The sequence below is a fragment of the Mesorhizobium sp. DxT genome, assembly GCF_058448885.1.
Genome location: NZ_JBZFLJ010000007.1, coordinates 163,452 through 182,556 on the forward strand (window position 1 = coordinate 163,452; position 19,105 = coordinate 182,556).

Sequence of the window (19,105 nt, forward strand, 5' to 3'; positions counted from 1 at the left end):
CCTGACCGCGCATAAGGCGGTATGACACCGTCGATCGCAGCACTGCCCATGTATGACTGGCCGGAGATTCGCGCCGAGGTGGATGCGCAATGGGCCGGCATCCGCAGCGCATTGCGGGGCCAGGGTCTCGAAGCGCCTGAGCATCTGGTGCGCCGCAATGCGGATATGCCGGCTGTCCCCGGCGGCATCCGTGATCGTGCCGGCCGTCTTGTTGCCCCCAACCCTGCGACATTGCCGCCCGAAGAACTCGACTATGCGACGCTGTGGCATCATCCGCTGCTGCTGTTTGGCCAGACCTGCTGGGGGCCGCTGGAAACGACCGGTCTTGCCGACCACGTCCGCGTCATAGGTCAGCCGGACTATTCGGACTGCGAGGGCGGCAGCGGCGAACTCTATTCCAGCGCCATCCTGATGCGTGGCAACGAGACTTCGATGCCGTCGCCGGACGACGGCGCGTCTCGGCTGCCGCTCGAGCTGCTTCGCGGAAAACGCTTCGCTTACAACGAGCCGCATTCGATGTCGGGTGTTCTGGCTCTTGAACGCGATCTGGCGGACGCGGGCGAAGGCCTCTCCATCTTCTCCTCGCACTTGCAGACAGGTGGCCATCGCGCATCCATCACGGCGGTGGCCGAGGGCCGGGCGGAGGTCTGTGCCATCGATTGCCGAAGCTGGAGCCTTTTCAGACGCGTCGAGCAGGATGTTGCAAAAACGGTTCGGGTGGTCGGCTGGACTGCTCGACGCAAGGGTTTGCCCTACATCTCGGCGTGCAAATTCGAGCCTTTGCACGATGCGATCCGCAGGGCGGTCGCTGCCTCATCGTGATTTTTGGCGAAAGCGCAAATTTCAGCTCTTCTTGCGATTGCCGCGCCCACTGGAAGAGCGTCCGATCGGCTCCTTCAGCTTGATGCGCACCGGGCCTCCTTCTGGATGATCGATGTCGAACCCGCCGGTCTTTCGGACCAGGTCGCTCAGCTTGCGGAACCCGTAGGTGCGCGAATCGAAATCGGATGCGACGTTTCCCAGTTGGGTTCCCACCGCCCCAAGAGGCACCCAGCCGTCCTCGCTTTCCATCTGTTCGAGCACTTTGGCGATTTTCGGAATGGCTTCTTTCGGAGGCCGCAGAGGCTTCGTGGCCTCTTTCTCCACATTGGGCGGGTCAGGCAGCAGATTTTCGGTGTAAATGAAGCGGCGGCAGGCCTGACGGAAGCTCTCCGGCGTCTTTTGTTCTCCAAAACCATAGACATCGATACCCTGCTCGCGGATTCGCGCGGCAAGTCGGGTGAAGTCGCTATCCGACGAAACCAGGCAGAAGCCGTCGAAGCGGCCGCTGTGCAGCAGGTCCATAGCGTCGATCACGAGCGTTATGTCGGAGGCATTCTTGCCGGTCGTGTATGCGAATTGCTGCTGAGGGATGATTGCGTGCTTGGACAACACGTCCGACCAGCCCTTCGATCGGGCATTGGAGAAGTCGCCATAGATGCGCCGAACGCTGGCTTCGCCGAGCTTGGCGATCTCGTCGAACAGCCCGTCGGCGATCTTTGACGACGCGTTGTCGGCGTCGATCAGGACAGCGAGGCGGGGGGAGCGGGCTTCTGCCGGCATTGCAATCGTTTCCAGGTTCCATGATCCGGAGGGTTGCTGACGCCCGCGCAGCGTCAATCTCCCCGACGGGCAATTTATGTCGGACACTGGCCCAGCTTGCCGGTGGCATCAACCCCGCATCTTTTCGCCCGATGGGTCGAAGGGCGGTTCGATGTTGATCCGCGCCGGGCGGCGCTGGCCGAGGATTTCGATCTCGAACAGGCCTTCGCTTTCGTCGTTAGCAAGGGCGGCCGGCACATAGCCCTGCGCCATCGACTTGCCGACGAAATGCGCATAGCCGCCCGACGTGACCCAGCCGATGACGGACCATTCACCGTCATGGATGCCGCGCACCGAGGATGCGCCGTGATCGGCCTGCGAGCTGCGGGTTTCCTTGCCTTTGGCGTCGAAGCGCGGCGCACCGTAGCCGTGTGGCTTTTCGATCGTGCCGAAGTCGGTGCCGTTCACCTTGGCCCAGATCGGCTCGTCGCCCATGACATCGGCGTCCAGCGCGTCGACCAAGAACGAGACGCGGGCCAGTTTCGGACCGTCCGCATGCTCCCTTGCGGCCGCTTCACGGCCGATGAAGTCGTTCTTCTCCAGCTTTATGAAGCGCTCCATGCCGCCTTCGAACGGGCCGTAGATCGGGCGCAACTCGCGAAACCATGTCGGGAAGTTCTTCTCGAGCCGCATCGACAGAAGGGCGCGCATGCCGAAATCGATTATGCCGAACTCGGCGCCGGCATCCTTGATCGCCGCATAGACCAGCCTCTGATAGGCCGGCTCCATCCAGATCTCGTAGCCGAGGTCGCCGGTGTAGGTAATGCGATTGACCATGCATGGCGCGCCGCCGACGGCCATTTCGCGGAAATCCATGAAACGGAATGCCTTCGAGGACACGTCCACATCAACCAGCTTCTGCAGCAGCGCCTGCGATCTTGGTCCGGCGATCGACAGACCCACCAGCGTCTGGTCGTAGCGGTGGATACGAACCGAACCGTCCTTCGGCAGGTGCTTCTCGAACCAGCGCATATGGTATTTCTGCGCCGCCGAGGAGCCCCAGATCATGAAGCGCTCGTCGCCGGTCTTGGCGATGGTGAAGTCGCCGATCAGCTTGCCGAACTCGTTCAGCATCGGGGTGAGCACGATGCGGCCCGTCTTAGGCATGCGGTTGGTCATCAGCCGGTTGAGGAAGTCTTCCGCAGCCGGCCCCGACACCGCGTATTTGGCGAAATTGGCGATCTCGGTGACGCCGACGCCCTCGCGTACGGCGCGCACCTCGTTGCCAACATGCTCGAAATCGTTCGATCGATGGAAGGAGACGATGTCCTTCGGCTCGCTGCCTTCGGGCGCGAACCAGAGCGGCGTTTCAAGGCCCCAAGAGTCGCCCATGACGGCATTCTGCGCGACCATGGTGTCGTAGAGTGGCGTCGTCTGCGCGGGTCGCGCGGCCGGCAACTCCTCGTTGGGGAAACGGATGGAGAAGCGGCGCGAATAGTTCTCTCGCACCTTGGCGTTGGTGTAGCGCAGGCTCGCCCATTCGCCGAAGCGGGCGACGTCCATGCCCCACACATCAAAGCCGGGATCACCGTCGACCATCCAGTTCGACAGTGCCAGCCCCACGCCGCCGCCCTGGCTGAAGCCCGCCATCACGCCGCACGCCACCCAGTAATTGGTGAGGCCCTGAACCGGCCCGACAAGCGGGTTGCCGTCGGGCGCGAAGGTGAAGGGGCCGTTGATGACCTGCTTGATGCCGGCATTGGCGATGCCCGGGAAATGCTTGAAGCCGATTTCCAGCGATGGGGCGATGCGGTCGAGATCGGGCGCCAGCAGCTCATGGCCGAAATCCCACGGCGTGTTGACGGGAGACCACGGCTTGCAGGCCTTCTCGTAAGTGCCGAGCAGGATGCCGTTGCGCTCCTGACGGGTGTAGATTTCGCCCTTGAAGTCGAGCACGCCGACCATCTCGCGGCCGGTTTCCCGGTTGAAGGCTTCCACTTCCGGCATCGGCTCGGTCAGCAGATACATGTGTTCCATGGCCAGCACCGGCAGCTCGACGCCGACCATGCGTCCGACCTCGCGCGCCCAAAGGCCGCCGCAGTTGACCACGTGCTCGGCCTTGACCGTTCCCTGCTCTGTGATGACGTTCCAGGTGCCGTCCGCCTCCTGCGTTAGCTCGCGCACCGGGTTGCGCAGCACGATCTCCGCGCCGAGCTTCTTGGCCGCCTTGGAGTAGGCGATAGTGGTGCCGGAGGGGTCGAGATGGCCTTCCACCGGGTCCCACATCGCGCCCACGAAATGGCTCTCGTCCATCAGCGGGAACATGGCCTTGGCTTCTGACGGCGTGATCAGCTCCGTGTCCATGCCGAGATAGCGCCCCTTGGCGTGCGCAAGTCGCAGGAAGTCCATGCGCTCGGGACTGTCTGCCAACATCACGCCGCCGGTCAGGTGCAGCGAGCAGGACTGGCCGGAGATTTCTTCCAGCTCCTTGTAGAGCTGCACGGTATAGGCCTGCAGCTTGGCGACGTTTGGGTCGCCGTTGAGCGTGTGGAACCCGCCTGCGGCATGCCAGGACGAACCGGACGTCAGCTCCGACCGTTCGATCAGCATGATGTCGGTCCACCCTGCGCGGGCCAGATGATAGAGCACCGAGCAACCGACGACGCCGCCGCCGATAACCACCGCTTTGACGTGAGATTTCATGGAGATAGATCCGTAAACGAATGAAATGATTCAAAAATCCGTCGGGGCGCCGCCTTCGGCGATGCGGCGGTCGACGAAGTCGTCCAGCGCCTCGCGGATGGCCGGGTCCATCGGCGGCGCTTCGTAGGTGGCGAGGCGTTCTTTCCAGACGCGATTGGCGCGCTCGATCGCGGTCGGAGATCCGGCCTCGGTCCAGCTCTCGAAGTTGCGCCAGTCGGACAGGATCGGAGAATAGAACGCGTTGCGGTAGCGGCTCTGGGTGTGCGGCGTTCCGAAGAAATGGCCACCCGGGCCCACATCGCGGATCGCGTCCACGGCAAGCGCGTCTTCCGACAGGTCGAGCGGGGTGAGGAATTCCGACACCATCTGCAGGAGATCGATGTCGAGGATCGTCTTTTCGAACGAGCAGCGCAGACCGCCCTCGAGCCAGCCGGCCGCGTGCATCATCATGTTGCCGCCGCCCTGGATCGCGCCCCACAGCGAGAACACGCTTTCGTAGGCGGCCTGCGCGTCGACAGTGTTGGCCGCGCAGGTGTTCGAGGTGCGGTAGGGCAGGGCGTAGCGGCGGGCGAGCTGGCCGCCGACCATCTGCGCCTTCATGTATTCCGGCGTGCCGAAGGCGGGCGCGCCGGATTTCATGTCGACATTGGAGGTGAAGCCACCATAGGCGACGGGCGCGCCCTTTCTCACCATCTGCGAGAAGGCGATGCCGGAGAGTGCCTCGGCATTCTGCTGCACGAGCGCGCCGGCGATCGTCACCGGGGCCATCGCGCCCGACAGCGTGAACGGCGTCACCACCACAGCCTGGCCGGCAGATGCCATCTGTATGATGCCTTCCATCATCGGCACATCGAGCTTCAGAGGCGAATTCGTGTTGATGATGGTGAAGACCGACGGCTCATCCAGAAGCTGCTCGCGAGAGATGCCGCGGGCGAGCCTCGCGATCTCGATGCCGTCTACATTGCGTTCCTTGCCGAGCGAATAGATGTGAAACACCTTGTCGGTGAGCACGGCAAGGTCGCGCACGCATTCGAGGTGGCGGATCGACGGGTGGATGTCGATCGGTTCGACGGGATAGCCGCCGGTGATGTTGATGACGTTGTGCATCTGCGCGAGGCGCAGGAAATTGCGGTAGTCATTCTGGTTGCCGGGCCGCCGCCCGCCGTCGAGATCGGAAGCGTTGGGGGCCGAAGCCATCATCGCGATGATGAGATTGTCGCCGCCGAAGACGACGTTGTGGTCCGGATTGCGGGCGTGCAGCGTGAACTGCGAGGGCGCATGACCCACGAGCTCGAGGATCATGTCGGGATCGAAGCGCACCCGTTCGGTGCCCTGCAGCACGTCGGCCCCGTGCGCCTTCATGATCGCGCGCGCTTCCTCGTGCAGAACCTCGACGCCGATCTCCTTCAGAACCCGGAGGGAAGCAAGGTGGATCGATTCCAGCTCATCGTCCGAGACGATTTGCGTTGGCGCGAAGGGAATGCGCAACTGGCGGAACGGAGGCTGCTCGAACGCCGCGCCGCTGCCGGTCCTTTTGCCGGCTCTGCCGCCGCGTCGTGCCCTGTCCGTGCCGGTGGCCTCGCTGGGCAGCGTCTGGTCAGTCATCCACAACCTCGGAATTCATGTATCCTCGGCGCATATTGGACCGGCGTCATCCGCATCATTGACGATGCGGCGACCACAAGCGCGAAAGATGCGACATGGCGAAGGTGCGGTTCGCTTGAACGTTTCCGTGTTCCTCGGCTACAGTCTGGTCATGACGTTCGGTCGCAGACAGCAATTCCGCTTTCGCCCGATGGCGGTTACGCCGTCGCCGCGCACGCGGCATGACGAACTGCTGCGCCTGTGCGCCCGGATAGGCTATTCGCCGCCGCATTCCGTGTGAAGCCGCCCCGGCATAGTTGCCGGATCGATTCAAACGGAGCTTCCAAACCCATGACCTATCAGAATTTTTCCCTGAAGCAGCTTCAGGAGATCGATGGCGCGCATCATCTCCATCCCTTTACCGACCACAAGGATCTGCGTGCCGCCGGCACGCGCATCATCACGCGCGCCGACGGGCCGTTCATATACGACAGCGAGGACAACGAGCTCCTCGACGGCATGGCCGGCTTGTGGTGCGTCAATGTCGGCTATGGCCGGCACGAACTGGCAGAGGCCGCCTATGCGCAGATGAAGGAGCTGCCCTACTACAACTCGTTCTTCCGCTGCTCGACCCCGACGCCGGTGCTTCTGTCGCGAAAGCTCGCGGAGATCGCGCCGGCGGGTGTCAAGCAGGTCTTCTACGGCTCGTCCGGCTCCGAATCCAACGACACCGCCTTGCGGCTGGTCCGCCACTACTGGGCGCTGGAGGGCAAGCCGGAAAAGACCATCATCGTCTCGCGCAGAAGCGCCTATCACGGCTCGACGGTTGCCGGCGCGTCGCTCGGCGGCATGGCGGCCATGCACAGCCAGCTCGGCGCGCCGGTGCCGGGCATCGTACACGCCATGGCGCCCTATGCTTTCGAGCTCTCCCTGCCAGGCGAAAGCGAGCATGATTTTGGCATCAGGGCGGCGCGTTCGGTCGAGGATGCTATCCTTGAGGCGGGGCCGCAAACCGTCGCGGCCTTCATCGGCGAGCCGGTCATGGGCGCGGGCGGCGTCAAGATTCCGCCGGCGAGCTACTGGCCTGAAATCCAGCGCATCTGCCGCAAATACGATGTGCTGCTGATGCTCGACGAGGTGATTACCGGCTACGGCAGGACCGGCGCGTGGTTCGCCGCCCAGTCGATGGGCATCGAGCCCGACACGATCACCACGGCGAAGGCGCTGACGTCAGGCTATCAGCCGCTGTCGGCGCTGCTGGTCGGAGACCGCATCGCATCGACGGTCATCGAGAAGGGCGGCGAGTTCTATCACGGCTATACCTATTCCGGGCATCCGGTTGCCTGCGCGGTTGCGCTCGCCAATCTCGAGATCATCGAGAAGGAAGGCCTCATCGAGCGGGTGCGGGACGATACGGGCCCCTATTTCCGCAAGGCGCTGATGGAACGCCTGGCCGGCCACGGCATCGTGGGTGAGGTGCGCACGATCGGCCTGATGGGCGCTATCGAGATCGTCAAGGACAAGGAAACGCGCGAGCGCTTCCCCGGCGATGGCGCGGCAGCCGTCGTCGTACGCGATCATGCGATCGCCAACGGCATGATGTTGCGGGCCACGGGCGACACGATGATCCTGTCGCCGCCGCTGATCTGGACCAGATCAACCATCGACATGGCGGCGGACCGGATCGCCAGGGCGCTTGATCTTGCCGAAGCGGATCTTCGAAAATAGCGGAAGGACTTTCCCATGACCGCCAAACCTCTTGTCCCGCTCGTCGAATACGACGCCGCGTCGCCCGCCGTGCGCGACGTCTATGACGACATCATGCGCACGCGGGGCACCGACTGGATCAACAATTTCTGGAAGGTGCTGGCGCACGATCCCGCGCTTCTCAAGCGCACGTGGGAGGACATCAAGGCGGTCATGGCGCCGGGCGCGCTCGATCCGCTGGTGAAGGAGATGATCTACGTGGCCGTCTCCGCCACCAACGGATGCGAATACTGCACTTATTCGCACACCGCGTCTGCCCGCGCCAAGGGCATGACGGATGCGCAACTTATGGAACTCATGGCCGTGGTCGGGATGGCGAACGAGACGAACCGGCTCGCCAACGGGCTGCGGCCGCCGGTCGATCCACAATTCGAGCCCCACTGAGTAATCTCGGCAAGGGGCTATCGCGGTGCATGTGGTGAGAGTACACATCGCTGCCAGCGGAGAGAGTCCTCTTCGATGCGGGGCATCAGATGGCGAGATCACGTAAATCCAAACGCGCTGCGGGTGCGCTTGCCGGCAGCCTGATGCTGGCTCCGGCCGTGGCGGCAATGCGCACACCGCTGCTTGCCATGGAAGCGCAGGATGCAAATCCTTGGCGTGTGGAGACGGTGCGCGCCACCACCGAAAAGGCTGCCGCTGTCATGGAAGGCGCGGTCGCGGCCCAGATGTCGCTGTTCTGGTCCGCGTCGACCTTCTGGGTGGAGCTTGCTTCGGGCCGTACGCCGTCGCTGCTCAATGGCGTGGCGATGGAGCGGGCCGTTCATGCCGCGCTCAAGCCATCGGGAAAGCGCGTCAGGGCCAACTACAACCGGCTCAAGCGCGGCTAGGCCACGCACAGCAAAAACCGCGCTCTCCAGGCGGGGAGAAACGCGGTCTTGCCAAACATACGCATGGCGCTTCGCGGACTCGATACTAGCGAAACTGACGGCTCCGGTACGCGATACCTGATCCGGAGCGGGGGGCGGCTGCGATGACCGCCTCGTTGTCTGTTCTACACAGACATCGTTACCGCCGGGTTATCGAGACCTTAAGCAAATCTGAATCAGGCGTTTTTTTGAACGCGTGCTGCAAGTTCCGGGCAGATGCAGGTTACGCTACGTCGCCGCGAAGGAACTTCACGATGCCGGAAAAGTCGGTGCCGCCGTGGCCCATGGCGTCGAACAGCGCGTAAAGCTGTGCTGCTTCCGCGCCGAGCGGGGTGACGGCGCCGGCGGATTGCGCGGCCTCCTGCGCGAGCTTCAGGTCCTTCAGCATCAACGCTGCGGCGAAGCCGGGCTTGTAGTCGCGGTTGGCAGGCGAGGTGGGCACCGGGCCGGGCACGGGGCAGTAGGTCGTCAGCGACCAGCACTGGCCCGAGGAGGTCGACGCAACGTCGAACAGCGCCTGATGCGACAGGCCGAGCTTTTCGGCCAGCACGAAGGCCTCGCCGACGCCTATCATCGAGATGCCGAGGATCATGTTGTTGCAGATCTTCGCTGCCTGGCCCGCGCCCGCGTCGCCGCAGTGGACAACCTTGCCCGCCATCGGCTGCAGGATCGGCTCGCCCTTGGCAAAGGCTTCCTTCGATCCGCCGGCCATGAAGGTCAGGGTGCCGGCTTCCGCGCCGCCGACGCCGCCCGAAACCGGCGCGTCGATGGAGAGCATGCCTGCCTCGCCGGCAATCGCGTGCGCCTTGCGTGCCGAATCGACGTCGATGGTGGAGGAATCGATGAACAACGTGCCCTTGCCCGCTGCCGCGACGATTTCGCCATAGACCGCCAGCACGTGCTTGCCGGCGGGCAGCATAGTCACGACGACCTCAGCGCCGTCGACCGCTGCCGTGGCGTTGTCGCTGATGGTCACGCCGTTTGCTGCGGCCGTCGTCAGATTGTCGGCGACGAGGTCGAAGCCGCGCACCTGGTGTCCGGCCTTGACCAGATTGGCGGCCATGGGGTTGCCCATGTTGCCGAGCCCGATGAATGCGATTGTCGTCATCGCCTGTTCCTCCCGAAAAATTAAGTCTTCAGCGTCCGATCATGTGCCGCGCAATGATGACGCGCATGATTTCGTTTGTACCTTCGAGGATCTGGTGCACCCTGAGGTCGCGCACCAGCTTCTCGACGCCATATTCGTGCAGGTAGCCGTAGCCACCGTGTATCTGCAGCGCCTCGTTGGCGATGTCGAAGCAGGCGTCGGTGACGAAACGCTTGGCCATCGCCGACCATTTCCCCGCGTCGTGCGCCTTGCGGTCCAGCTTCGAAGCCGCCGCATAGAGCAGCATGCGCGAGGCCTGCAGGTCGGTTTCCATGTCGGCCAGCTTGAACTGCAGCGCCTGGAACCGGTCGATCGACTGGCCGAACGCCTGCCGTTCGCTCGCATAGGCCAGCGCCTTGTCCAGTGCCGCCTGCGCGCCGCCCAGCGAACAGGCGGCGATGTTGAGGCGACCGCCGTCGAGGCCGGCCATGGCGATCTTGAAACCCGCGCCTTCGCCAGACAGCAGGTTTTCGGCCGGCACTTTGCAGTCCTCGAAGATGACCTGACGCGTCGGCTGCATGTGCCACCCCATCTTGCTTTCGCTGGGGCCGAAGGACAGGCCGGGCGCGTCCTTCGGCACGACCAGTGTGGAGATGCCTTTCGGCCCGTCCTCGCCGGTGCGCGCCATCACCACGTAGACATCGGAATCGCCGGCGCCGGAAATGAACTGCTTGGCGCCGTTCAGCACGTAGTCGCTGCCGTTTCCGCCGGAGCGCGTTGCTTTCGTGCGCAGCGCGGCGGCGTCCGAGCCGGAGCCGGGTTCGGTGAGGCAATAGCTTGCCAGCCATTCCAGCGAGGTCATCTTGGGCAGCAGGCGCTGGCGCTGCTCGTCGGAGCCGAACATGTCGACCATCCAGGCCGCCATGTTGTGGATCGAGATCATCGAGGAGAAGCCGGGGCAGGCGGCCGCAAGCGCCTCGAAGATCAGAACCGCGTCAAGCCGGCCGAGGCCGGAACCGCCGACATCCTCCCGAATGTAGATGCCGCCGAAGCCGAGCGCGCCGGTTTCGCGGATCACTTTGGAGGGAAAGAAGCGCTCCCGATCCCAGTCGAGCGCGTAAGGTGCGACCTGCTCGGCTGCGAAGCCGGCCGTCATTTCCTGAATCGCGCGCTGGTCGGCGTTCAGCTCGAACTGGCCCGTGTTGGCGTCGGCTGCGGCGTCCATATGTTCCTCCCTCGCGCGTCCGGTGGACTTGGAAGGCAATTTAGACCATTGGGGAAGCCGCGCAACGTGTCAGTCCGCAAAGACGCTGTGCGTGGATGCGACAACGGAGCGTGCGAAATGTCGACTGCCAGCAAGGCCCGCGCGATCATGCTGCAAGGCACGGGTTCGGATGTCGGCAAGACGGTGCTGGTCGCGGGGCTGTGCCGGGTCGCACGCAAACGCGGGCTTTCCGTACGTCCGTTCAAGCCGCAGAACATGTCGAACAACGCAGCGGTCGCCGACCTGCCGGGCGAGGCAGGCGGCGGCGAGATCGGCCGCGCGCAGTGGCTTCAGGCCCTTGCCTGCGGGGTACCCGCCAGCGTCGACATGAACCCGGTCCTGCTCAAGCCGCAGACCGACATCGGCGCGCAGGTGATCGTCCAGGGCCGGATGCGCGGCGAGGCGAAGGCGCGCGACTACCAGACGCTCAAGGCATCGCTGATGGATGCGGTGATGCAATCGTGGGAGCGGCTGGGCGAGGGGGCGGACCTCGTCGTCGTCGAGGGAGCCGGGTCGCCTGCCGAAATCAACCTGCGCCCGCGCGACATCGCCAATATGGGCTTCGCCACCCGCGCCGACGTGCCGGTTGCACTCGTCGGCGACATCGACCGCGGCGGAGTCATCGCGGCCGTTGCCGGCACGCATCTGATCCTGCCGGAAGAGGATCGGCGGATGATCGTGGGCTACCTCATCAACAAGTTTCGCGGAGACGTGACATTGTTCGACGACGGGCTCGCCGCTATCGAGCGCTTTACGGGCTGGCGCTGTTTCGGCGTGGTGCCGTGGCTGCGCGAGGCAGCACTTCTGCCGTCCGAGGATTCCGTGGTCCTGGAACGGGCCGTCAGAGGCGGAGGGCCGGCCTGCAAGGTCGCGGTGCCGATGCTGTCGCGCATCGCCAATTTCGACGATCTCGATCCGCTCAGAGTCGAAGACGAGGTAGAGGTGGTCTTCGTGCCGCCCGGCAGTCCCTTGCCGAGCGATGCGGCGCTCGTTGTCATTCCCGGATCGAAGTCGACCATCGCCGATCTCGCCATGCTGCGCGACAATGGCTGGGACAAGGACCTGGCCGCGCATCAGCGGCGGGGCGGCCGCATCGTCGGCCTGTGCGGCGGATACCAGATGCTCGGCAGGGTCGTGCGCGATCCGCATGGGATCGAGGGCGGCGGCGAGGCTGAAGGGCTGAGCCTGCTCGACATCGAAACCGTGCTGGAACCTGAAAAGATCGTGCGCAACGTTTCGGCGCGGTCGGTGATCTTCGACGAGGATGTGGCGGGCTATGAAATCCATCTCGGCCGCAGCTCCGGTCCGGACACGCTGCGACCGGCGGTGACGATCGACGGCGTGCCGGACGGCGCGGTCTCGCCCAACGGTCGGGTGTGGGGCACATATCTGCACGGCATCTTTTCGGCCGACCGTTTCCGCGCGAAATTTCTGGAGGAACTGGGCGTGCGCGGCGGTGGCACCGACTATCGCGCCAGCGTCGAGAATGCGCTTGATGCCATCGCCGATCACCTCGAACGCCATCTCGACGTCGATGCGCTGCTTGCCGCTGCGCGCTGAGATCAGCCTGCCGGATTTTCCGCATACCACGCCATGATTGCCGGCATGCGCTGTTCGAAACCACCGGGGATGAAGACGTTGAGCAGGCCGGCCCGCTCGCCGGTCGTGTTGCGGAAATCATGCGTCACGCCGGCGGGAACAATGATCGTCGTACCTTCCGATACGGCGATCCATTCCTCGCCGGCGAGGACTGAAACCGTGCCTGACAGAACCACGAAGATCTCGTCGTTCCCCTCGTGCATGTGGGCTCCCGGTCCATCGGTGCCCGGCTCGAGCCACCACTCCGAGACGCAGTAGGCGTTCGCGGTCTCATCCCCGTCGGCCTTGAAGACCGCTTTCATGCCCGGCATGGCGTAGCTGCGGCCCAGGCCGGCGGGCAGCACGATGGGCGCGCGAGGCGTCACCCTTCATGCGCCTTTGGCCAGTAGGTGCCGAAGCACCAGACATTGCCTTCGGGATCGCGGCAGATGAATTCACGGCTACCGTAATCGCGGTCGGTCAGGCCCTGCTCGATGGCAGCACCTGCCTTGCGCACCTGCTCAAACAGGGCGTCCACGTCTTCGACGGCTACATAGAGCGACTTGCCGCCCTGGTCGCCGGGCTGGCCGACGATGGTGCCGTATTCGTCTTCCTGCGCCTGGCCGCACATGATGATCGACGATCCGAGCGCCAGTTCGGCGTGGCCGACGACACCCTTGTCGTCCTCGTAGCGGGCTTTCACGGTGAAGCCGAACGCGTCGCGCAGCCAGTCGATCATGGCCGCCGCATCGCGGAAGCGGAAAGTGGGGTAGATGCGCGGCGGCTCGATGGCGGTATTGGTGGTCATCGGAATCTCCTTCGAAGTGTCTCAATGACAAGGAGAATGCCCGATGCGGGTTCCTTCGGCTTGAAGGAATGTTACCTGCGAACCCTCAGGTGCCGGCCAGCCATGCGGAGGGCGTGGTGCCGGCGAATTCGCGGAAGTCGCGTGCCAGATGCGCTTGGTCTGCGTAGCCGCAGCCGGCAGCGATGTCGGCCCACCCGCTTTCGGTCCGCGCCCTCGCCAGCGACTGCGCCCGCATGAAACGGGCAATGCGTGCTACCGCCTTCGGGGCTAGACCGACTTCCTCGTGAAAACGGGCAGCGAGGTGCTTGCGGCTCCAGTCGAGACTGGCCGCCAGCCGCGCCACTTTCGCTCGGCCGTTGGTCTCGATGATGCGGTCGTACGCCCAGGCCGTAGCTTGGGAAGGCACCGGGCCTTTGCGCAGCCGATGGAGCACGAAGCGCTCTGCGATGGAGAGCCGACGATGCCAGTTTGCCTCTTCGCCAAGCTGCTGGCGCAGGCGGTCGAGGTTGCAGTCACCAAGCTCATCCAGCGTGACCATGCGGCTGGTGAGATCGTTCATAGGCAGACCGAAAAAGCGCCGTGCCCCGAGCGGTGTGAAGGAAATCTGCAGGCAGGAACAGCGCCCGGCCGACATGATGTTGACCGGCTGCAGGCAAAGGCCCGATGTAAAACTCTGATAGTTGTCGTCCGCCGATGGCTGCCGGCCGAGTGCGATCTCGAATGGCTCGGCGAAGCCGATCAGTAGCGGCACGACCAGCGATGCCGTTTCCAGTTGTGGCATCGGCGCGCCGGACAGCTCTCGATAAAGGCCGATCTCCACCACCAGCCCGCGCAGTTCTTCGACAGGAGGCACCTTGACGAGCGTGAAGTCCGGCGTCGACAGGACTGTCGCGCCGGGACGCATCGCAATCGCTGCGAGATCGGCGTCGGGTCCCATCGCCGCAAGATACCGCAAAGCGCGCGCGGCAAAAAGTGCCGTCGATCAATCCATCAGAAGCCTGACGGCGAGCGCGACACAGGTCACGACCAGCAGCGGCTTGATGAGGCGTGCGCCTTTCTTCATCGCCAGCGCGGCGCCGAGCCTTGCGCCGAGGAACTGGCAGAGACCCATCATCAGGCCGATTTTCCAGGAAACGACCCCGGCGACCGCAAAGAAGGCGAAGCCGCCGACATTGGATGCGAAGTTCAGCAGCTTGGTGTGGGCAGTCGCCTTCAGCACGCCGTAGCCGGCCAGACCCACGAATGCCAGCATCAGGAACGAGCCGGTGCCGGGACCGAAAAGCCCGTCATAGAAGCCGAGCAGCGGCGGGATCGTCACGCCGAACAGGAACGGCCCGATGCGCTCGGCACGATCGACATCGTCCATGTTCGGCTTGAAGGCGAAATAGAGCGCGATTGCCACCAGCATCACCGGCAGGGCGGCGCGCAGCAACTCGCCGGGCAGGATCGTGGCCAGTGCGGCGCCGACGACCGAGCCAACGAAGGCTAGCAGTGCCGAAGGCGCCTGCTTCTTCAGGTCGACATGGCCCTTGGAGGCATAGGAAATGGTCGCCGAAGCGGTGCCGAAAAGGCCTTGCAGCTTGTTTGTGCCCAGTGCCTCGACCGGCGAGAAACCGGCCAGCAGCAGAACCGGTACGGTGATGAGTCCGCCGCCGCCGGCGATCGAATCGACGAAGCCGGCAAGGAACGCGGCTGCGGCAAGCAACAGGACGATTTCGAGGGCGAGGTCGGAGAACATGCGCAATTCCAGATTACGGGCGCTTGCAGCACGGTCGCGCGCTATCCGCAAGCGCGATTTCGCGCTAGCTTCGCAGACGCTAGGGGAACCGGAGAGTCGATCGTATGGCGCTGGAGATGTTTTCGAGGATCAGAGAGCTTTTCGAGGGCGATCCCGTCGTGCGCAAGGTCGCCGACGATCCAGCACTTTCGGCCGAGATACTGCTTCTGTTCCGCATGGTGCTCGCCGATGGTGAGGTGGACGAAGCCGAGCTCGAGACCCTGCGCCGGATTTGCGCCGACGCGTTCGGCATTGACGGGGAGAGCTTCGGCAAAGTCATGCGTTACCTGCAGGATTACGGCTACGAGACGACCACGGCGCAGGCGCTTGCCATCTTCCGGGGGTATCCGCATGAACGCCGTGTCGAACTGGCCCGCCACCTCGCCGAAATCGCCAAGGCCGACGACGAACTGAACCAGCAGGAAGTACGGCTTCTGGCCCGCACACTGGAGGTCTTGAGACTCGACCCGCACGAAGTGGTGACCGGCGAAGCGTAGATCTTTTGTCTGCGGCTTTTGCGTTTGACCGATACGGCGTCTCAGTGCGTCCTGCGAGCACAGCGAGCCTCGAAGGACGCACCTTCAACCTTACGGCCTCGGCGCTACCCCTGTTCGGCCAAGCGCCTGCGTAGTGCCCGGTGCAGGTCGGGTGCCGCGGCAACCAGCGCCTTGGCCGCATCGGACTGCGGATTGTCCAGCACCTGGCCGGTCTTGCCTTCCTCCACGATACGTCCCTCGTGCATAACCATCACCTCGTCGGTGATGGCGCGCGCGACGGTGAGGTCGTGGGTGATGAAGAGGTAGGCGACGCCCAGCCTGTCGTTGAGATCGGCGAAGAGATCGAGAACCTGTGCCCTGATCGAGACGTCGAGTGCGGAGACCGGCTCGTCGGCCACCACCAGCCTGGGGCGGGTGATGATCGCGCGGGCAATCGAGATGCGCTGGCGCTGGCCGCCCGAAAACTCGTGCGGATACTTGTCCATGTCGCGTGGCTGCAAGCCGACTTCGTGCAGCGCGTCGGCGACCATTTCGCGCCGCTCGGCGGCGGATGGTTTCTTTTCCAGCAGATGCAGCGGTTCGCCCACCAGCCGCTCGACCTTGTGGCGCGGGTTGAACGAGCCGTAGGGATCCTGGAAGACGACCTGCATCTTTCGCCGATGCGGCTTCAGCGCGTCCTCGCCGAGCACGCTGACTTCCGCGCCATCGAGACGGATCGCGCCGCCGGTTGGCCGATCCAGCGCCAGAACCATGCGCGCCAGGGTGGATTTGCCGCAGCCGGACCGCCCCACCAGCGCCACCGACTGGCCTGCGCGCAGGGAGAACGAGACGCCGTCCACGGCGCGAAACGGCGCCGGCTTGCGCAAAAGCGAGGTGCGCCGCCCCGGATAGTCGCGGACGACGTTCTCGACGGAGAGGAGAGGCGGGGTGTCACTGATCGCATCCGCCGTGGCATGCCGTTTCCGCGCGGGCACGTGCATGGATGCCTGCGCGAGCTGACGCGTGTAAGGATGCACCTGCTCCGAAAGCGTGCGCGCGGTCTCGCCGTCCTCCATCACCTCGCCGTGGCGCATGATGGTGATGCGGTCGGCCATGTCAGCGACGACCGCGAGATCGTGCGAGATCAGCAGCAGGCCCATCTTCCGCTCATCGACGAGGTCGCGCAGCAGTTCGAGTATCTGCTGCTGCAGCACCACATCGAGTGCGGTCGTCGGCTCGTCGGCGATCAGCAGCTTGGGCTTCAAGGCGCAGGCAATCGCGATGACCACGCGCTGGCGCTGGCCGCCGGAAAGCTCATGCGGATAGCGTGCGAGCGGGAACTTCGCTTCCGGCAGGCCGACTCGGTCGAGGATCTGGCGCGCGGTCTGCTCGGCATCGGCGCGGTTGGCGCCGGTGTGCCAGCGAATGCCCTCGGCGACCTGCTCGCCGATGGTCTTCACCGGATTCAGCGCCGTCATCGGTTCCTGGAAAACCATGCCGATGTCATCGCCGCGCAACCGATTCATCGCGGCTTCGGGGGCGGACAGGATGTCGATCCCGTCGAAGGTAACGCGGCCTTGCGCCCGTGCCGCTTCCGGCAGGAGCTGCATGACGGTCAGTGCCGTCATTGACTTGCCGGAGCCCGATTCGCCCACAAGCCCCATCACCTCGCCCTGTTCGATGGTCAGGTCGATGTCCTTGAGGATCGGCGTGTCGCCGATGTCGAGCCGCAGGTTCTCGATTTCGAGCAGGCTCATCGCTGACGTCTCAATTTCGGATCGAGCATGTCGCGCAGGCCGTCACCCAGGAGGTTGAGGCCCAGAACGGTGATGACGATGGCAAGGCCGGGGAAGATCGCGAGGTGCGGCGCGACCATCATGCGCGTCTGCGCGTCGAACAGCATCCGCCCCCACGAAGGCATAGGCGGCTGTGCGCCGAGACCCAGATAGGAAAGCCCTGCTTCGGCCAGGATGCCCAGCGCGAACTGGATGGTGCCCTGCACCAGCAGGATCGACGCAATGTTGGGCAGGATGTGCTCGACGGTGATGAGCGCCTTGCCCTTGCCCGCCGCCCGCGCAGCCAGAACATATTCGCGTGGCCACAGCGATAGCGCGCCGGCGCGCGCGACGCGCGCAAAGACGGGCACGTTGAAAATGCCGATGGCGATGATCGCATTTACGGCGCCGGGGCCGAAGATCGCCGTAATCATCACCGCCGAAAGCAGAGCGGGGAAGGCGAACACCACGTCATTGAAGCGCATCAGCGCCTCGTCGATCCAGCCGCCGCGGGCCGCAGCCCAGCAGCCGAGCGGGACGCCGATGCCCATGCCGATGCCGACAGCCACAAGCGCGACCGCGATGGAATTGCGGGAGCCGACCATGATCATCGAAAGGATGTCGCGGCCGAAATGATCGGTGCCGAAGGGGTGCTCGGCCGAGAGCCCCTTCATCCGGTCGGCGACCACAAGATGCGTGACGTCGTAAGGCGTCCACAAAAACGAGACGAGCGCCATCGCGGCGATCAGTGCCGTAATGATGAAGCCGACCAGGAAGGAACGGTTGGCAAACGCCATGCGGACCAGCGCGCGCCAGCCGGTCGGTTCGGCGGAAAGCGGCTGCATGCTCATGCGGCGATCCTCAGCCGCGGGTCGACGACGGCATAGAGGATGTCGACAATTATGTTGACGACGACCACGCTCGCCACGAGCAGCATGACAACACCTTCCACCACGATCAGGTCTCGCTGCGTGATCGCCTGGAAGACGAGCCGGCCGAGCCCCGGAAGATAGAAGACGTTCTCGATGATGATGGTGCCGGCGAGCAGGAATGCGAATTGCAGGCCGAGGATCGTCAGCACCGGTATCATCGCGTTGCGGAGCGCGTGCCGCCACAACACGGTACGGCGCGGCATGCCCTTGGCGCGCGCGGTGCGGATATAGTCCTCGCCGAGCACTTCGAGCATGGCGGAGCGGGTCACGCGGGCAAGGATCGCGGCCTGCGGAAGGGCAAGCGCTACGGCCGGCAAGAGAAGCGCCTTGATGCCCGGCCAGATGCCGGCGCTCCACCCGGGAAAGCCGCCGGAGGGCACCAGCCTCAGCCACACCGCGAAGACGTAGATCAGCAGCAGCGCGAACCAGAAATTGGGAATAGCGACGCCGATCTGTGCTGCGCCCATCGAGACGGTGTCCGCGGCCTTGCCGCGTCGGGCCGCCGAGAAGATGCCGACGGGAATGGCGATCGCGGTCGACAGTATGAGCGATATGATCGCCAGCGGCAGCGACACGACCACGCGTTCGGCGATCAGGTCGATGACTGGCGAGGAATAGGTGAAGGAGCGGCCGAAATCGCCCACCAGCATGCCCCCGACCCAGTTGAAATACCGCAGCAGCACCGGCTGGTTGAGCCCCATCTGCTCGCGCAGGTTCGCCAGCGCTTCCGGGGTCGCGTTCATGCCCAGCATGAGCTGCGCCGGGTCGCCGGGCAGAATCTCCAGCACGCCGAAAACGACTGCCGAAGCGACCATCAGCGTGAGAAAGCCGATGCCGATGCGTTTGGCGAGAAAGGCGGTCATGGAGGGCGGTGCGGTTTCCTTCAAGACGATGCCTCCCACGG

Annotated in this window: 19 protein-coding genes; 7 read left to right on the forward strand and 12 right to left on the reverse strand. The window is 64.4% G+C overall.

Translation table 11 applies throughout. The annotated features are described in order from the left end of the window. Window positions 1-21 precede the first annotated feature (21 nt). Window positions 22-822, forward strand: coding sequence for a phosphate/phosphite/phosphonate ABC transporter substrate-binding protein (locus ACVJNE_RS14885; protein ID WP_499566751.1), 801 nt, complete (start codon window positions 22-24; stop codon window positions 820-822). 21 nt (window positions 823-843) lie between these two features. On the opposite strand, the gene ACVJNE_RS14890 is transcribed toward ACVJNE_RS14885, so the two are convergent. The 3 genes from ACVJNE_RS14890 to ACVJNE_RS14900 form a co-directional block, all read right to left on the reverse strand. Next, the gene (locus ACVJNE_RS14890; RefSeq protein WP_499566753.1) at window positions 844-1,602 is read right to left on the reverse strand and encodes an NYN domain-containing protein; all 759 of its coding nucleotides are present in this window, start codon (window positions 1,600-1,602) and stop codon (window positions 844-846) included. 108 nt (window positions 1,603-1,710) lie between these two features. Then, the gene (locus ACVJNE_RS14895; protein WP_499566755.1) at window positions 1,711-4,284 is read right to left on the reverse strand and encodes a GcvT family protein; all 2,574 of its coding nucleotides are present in this window, start codon (window positions 4,282-4,284) and stop codon (window positions 1,711-1,713) included. Between the two features lie 30 nt (window positions 4,285-4,314). Beyond that, window positions 4,315-5,889: a trimethylamine methyltransferase family protein gene (locus ACVJNE_RS14900; protein ID WP_499566757.1), complete on the reverse strand. Its 1,575-nt coding sequence runs from the start codon at window positions 5,887-5,889 to the stop codon at window positions 4,315-4,317. 115 nt (window positions 5,890-6,004) lie between these two features. Between ACVJNE_RS14900 and ACVJNE_RS14905 the strand changes: the two genes are divergently transcribed. The 4 genes from ACVJNE_RS14905 (at window position 6,005) to ACVJNE_RS14920 (ending at window position 8,465) form a co-directional block, all read left to right on the forward strand. Further along, complete coding sequence (locus tag ACVJNE_RS14905) at window positions 6,005-6,169, forward strand: capsid protein (RefSeq protein WP_499566759.1); 165 nt, start codon at window positions 6,005-6,007, stop codon at window positions 6,167-6,169. A gap of 50 nt (window positions 6,170-6,219) precedes the next feature. Then, entirely contained in the window at window positions 6,220-7,596 is a 1,377-nt protein-coding gene (locus ACVJNE_RS14910) for an aspartate aminotransferase family protein (RefSeq protein ID WP_499566761.1), read from the forward strand. A 15-nt stretch (window positions 7,597-7,611) separates the two neighbouring features. After that, window positions 7,612-8,019 carry a carboxymuconolactone decarboxylase family protein gene (locus ACVJNE_RS14915; RefSeq protein ID WP_499566762.1) on the forward strand — a complete coding sequence of 136 codons (408 nt, stop codon included), beginning with the start codon at window positions 7,612-7,614 and terminating at the stop codon, window positions 8,017-8,019. An 89-nt stretch (window positions 8,020-8,108) separates the two neighbouring features. Continuing rightward, window positions 8,109-8,465 carry a hypothetical protein gene (locus tag ACVJNE_RS14920; protein WP_499566763.1) on the forward strand — a complete coding sequence of 119 codons (357 nt, stop codon included), beginning with the start codon at window positions 8,109-8,111 and terminating at the stop codon, window positions 8,463-8,465. Window positions 8,466-8,727: 262 nt separating this feature from the next. Here ACVJNE_RS14920 and mmsB read toward each other — a convergent pair whose 3' ends face one another. Together mmsB and ACVJNE_RS14930 are read right to left on the reverse strand one after the other, a co-directional pair. Then, window positions 8,728-9,612, reverse strand: a complete 885-nt coding sequence (gene mmsB, locus ACVJNE_RS14925) for a 3-hydroxyisobutyrate dehydrogenase (RefSeq protein ID WP_499566765.1) — start codon at window positions 9,610-9,612, stop codon at window positions 8,728-8,730. 28 nt (window positions 9,613-9,640) lie between these two features. Further along, window positions 9,641-10,816: an isobutyryl-CoA dehydrogenase gene (locus ACVJNE_RS14930; protein ID WP_499566767.1), complete on the reverse strand. Its 1,176-nt coding sequence runs from the start codon at window positions 10,814-10,816 to the stop codon at window positions 9,641-9,643. A gap of 117 nt (window positions 10,817-10,933) precedes the next feature. Here ACVJNE_RS14930 and ACVJNE_RS14935 point away from each other — a divergent pair, with 117 nt between their 5' ends. Then, window positions 10,934-12,415 (forward strand): cobyric acid synthase, encoded by a 1,482-nt coding sequence (locus tag ACVJNE_RS14935; protein ID WP_499566769.1) that lies wholly within the window; start codon window positions 10,934-10,936, stop codon window positions 12,413-12,415. Between the two features lie 2 nt (window positions 12,416-12,417). On the opposite strand, the gene ACVJNE_RS14940 is transcribed toward ACVJNE_RS14935, so the two are convergent. The 4 genes from ACVJNE_RS14940 to ACVJNE_RS14955 all read right to left on the reverse strand — a co-directional run bounded on the left by ACVJNE_RS14940 (window position 12,418) and on the right by ACVJNE_RS14955 (window position 14,979). Continuing rightward, a complete protein-coding gene (locus ACVJNE_RS14940) occupies window positions 12,418-12,819 on the reverse strand; it encodes a cupin domain-containing protein (RefSeq protein WP_499566771.1) in 402 nt (133 codons plus the stop codon). Continuing rightward, window positions 12,816-13,241 carry a VOC family protein gene (locus ACVJNE_RS14945; protein WP_499566773.1) on the reverse strand — a complete coding sequence of 142 codons (426 nt, stop codon included), beginning with the start codon at window positions 13,239-13,241 and terminating at the stop codon, window positions 12,816-12,818. The genes ACVJNE_RS14940 and ACVJNE_RS14945 overlap by 4 nt, the downstream gene beginning before the upstream one ends. Before the next feature lie 85 nt (window positions 13,242-13,326). Next, complete coding sequence (locus tag ACVJNE_RS14950) at window positions 13,327-14,178, reverse strand: helix-turn-helix domain-containing protein (RefSeq protein WP_499566775.1); 852 nt, start codon at window positions 14,176-14,178, stop codon at window positions 13,327-13,329. A 45-nt stretch (window positions 14,179-14,223) separates the two neighbouring features. After that, a complete protein-coding gene (locus tag ACVJNE_RS14955) occupies window positions 14,224-14,979 on the reverse strand; it encodes a TSUP family transporter (RefSeq protein WP_499566777.1) in 756 nt (251 codons plus the stop codon). A 104-nt stretch (window positions 14,980-15,083) separates the two neighbouring features. Here ACVJNE_RS14955 and ACVJNE_RS14960 point away from each other — a divergent pair, with 104 nt between their 5' ends. After that, window positions 15,084-15,515, forward strand: coding sequence for a tellurite resistance TerB family protein (locus ACVJNE_RS14960; RefSeq protein WP_499566778.1), 432 nt, complete (start codon window positions 15,084-15,086; stop codon window positions 15,513-15,515). A gap of 104 nt (window positions 15,516-15,619) precedes the next feature. On the opposite strand, the gene ACVJNE_RS14965 is transcribed toward ACVJNE_RS14960, so the two are convergent. Genes ACVJNE_RS14965 through ACVJNE_RS14975 form a run of 3 tightly spaced genes read right to left on the reverse strand, consistent with a single transcriptional unit; the run spans window position 15,620 to window position 19,064 of the window. Next, a complete protein-coding gene (locus ACVJNE_RS14965; protein ID WP_499566780.1) occupies window positions 15,620-17,251 on the reverse strand; it encodes an ABC transporter ATP-binding protein in 1,632 nt (543 codons plus the stop codon). Continuing rightward, window positions 17,248-18,120: an ABC transporter permease gene (locus tag ACVJNE_RS14970; RefSeq protein WP_499566782.1), complete on the reverse strand. Its 873-nt coding sequence runs from the start codon at window positions 18,118-18,120 to the stop codon at window positions 17,248-17,250. Before ACVJNE_RS14970 ends, ACVJNE_RS14965 begins: the two co-directional genes overlap by 4 nt. Next, complete coding sequence (locus ACVJNE_RS14975) at window positions 18,117-19,064, reverse strand: ABC transporter permease (protein ID WP_499566995.1); 948 nt, start codon at window positions 19,062-19,064, stop codon at window positions 18,117-18,119. The genes ACVJNE_RS14970 and ACVJNE_RS14975 overlap by 4 nt, the downstream gene beginning before the upstream one ends. Window positions 19,065-19,105: the final 41 nt, after the last annotated feature.

What these genes read in the sequence shown, in the direction of transcription:
- ACVJNE_RS14885 (WP_499566751.1), top strand. Translation starts at nt 22, where the DNA reads ATGACACCGTCGATCGCAGCACTGCCCATGTATGACTGGCCGGAGATT.
- ACVJNE_RS14890 (WP_499566753.1), bottom strand. Translation starts at nt 1,602, where the DNA reads ATGCCGGCAGAAGCCCGCTCCCCCCGCCTCGCTGTCCTGATCGACGCC.
- ACVJNE_RS14895 (WP_499566755.1), bottom strand. Translation starts at nt 4,284, where the DNA reads ATGAAATCTCACGTCAAAGCGGTGGTTATCGGCGGCGGCGTCGTCGGT.
- ACVJNE_RS14900 (WP_499566757.1), bottom strand. Translation starts at nt 5,889, where the DNA reads ATGACTGACCAGACGCTGCCCAGCGAGGCCACCGGCACGGACAGGGCA.
- ACVJNE_RS14910 (WP_499566761.1), top strand. Translation starts at nt 6,220, where the DNA reads ATGACCTATCAGAATTTTTCCCTGAAGCAGCTTCAGGAGATCGATGGC.
- ACVJNE_RS14915 (WP_499566762.1), top strand. Translation starts at nt 7,612, where the DNA reads ATGACCGCCAAACCTCTTGTCCCGCTCGTCGAATACGACGCCGCGTCG.
- ACVJNE_RS14920 (WP_499566763.1), top strand. Translation starts at nt 8,109, where the DNA reads ATGGCGAGATCACGTAAATCCAAACGCGCTGCGGGTGCGCTTGCCGGC.
- mmsB (WP_499566765.1), bottom strand. Translation starts at nt 9,612, where the DNA reads ATGACGACAATCGCATTCATCGGGCTCGGCAACATGGGCAACCCCATG.
- ACVJNE_RS14930 (WP_499566767.1), bottom strand. Translation starts at nt 10,816, where the DNA reads ATGGACGCCGCAGCCGACGCCAACACGGGCCAGTTCGAGCTGAACGCC.
- ACVJNE_RS14935 (WP_499566769.1), top strand. Translation starts at nt 10,934, where the DNA reads ATGTCGACTGCCAGCAAGGCCCGCGCGATCATGCTGCAAGGCACGGGT.
- ACVJNE_RS14945 (WP_499566773.1), bottom strand. Translation starts at nt 13,241, where the DNA reads ATGACCACCAATACCGCCATCGAGCCGCCGCGCATCTACCCCACTTTC.
- ACVJNE_RS14950 (WP_499566775.1), bottom strand. Translation starts at nt 14,178, where the DNA reads ATGGGACCCGACGCCGATCTCGCAGCGATTGCGATGCGTCCCGGCGCG.
- ACVJNE_RS14955 (WP_499566777.1), bottom strand. Translation starts at nt 14,979, where the DNA reads ATGTTCTCCGACCTCGCCCTCGAAATCGTCCTGTTGCTTGCCGCAGCC.
- ACVJNE_RS14960 (WP_499566778.1), top strand. Translation starts at nt 15,084, where the DNA reads ATGGCGCTGGAGATGTTTTCGAGGATCAGAGAGCTTTTCGAGGGCGAT.
- ACVJNE_RS14965 (WP_499566780.1), bottom strand. Translation starts at nt 17,251, where the DNA reads ATGAGCCTGCTCGAAATCGAGAACCTGCGGCTCGACATCGGCGACACG.
- ACVJNE_RS14970 (WP_499566782.1), bottom strand. Translation starts at nt 18,120, where the DNA reads ATGAGCATGCAGCCGCTTTCCGCCGAACCGACCGGCTGGCGCGCGCTG.
- ACVJNE_RS14975 (WP_499566995.1), bottom strand. Translation starts at nt 19,064, where the DNA reads ATGACCGCCTTTCTCGCCAAACGCATCGGCATCGGCTTTCTCACGCTG.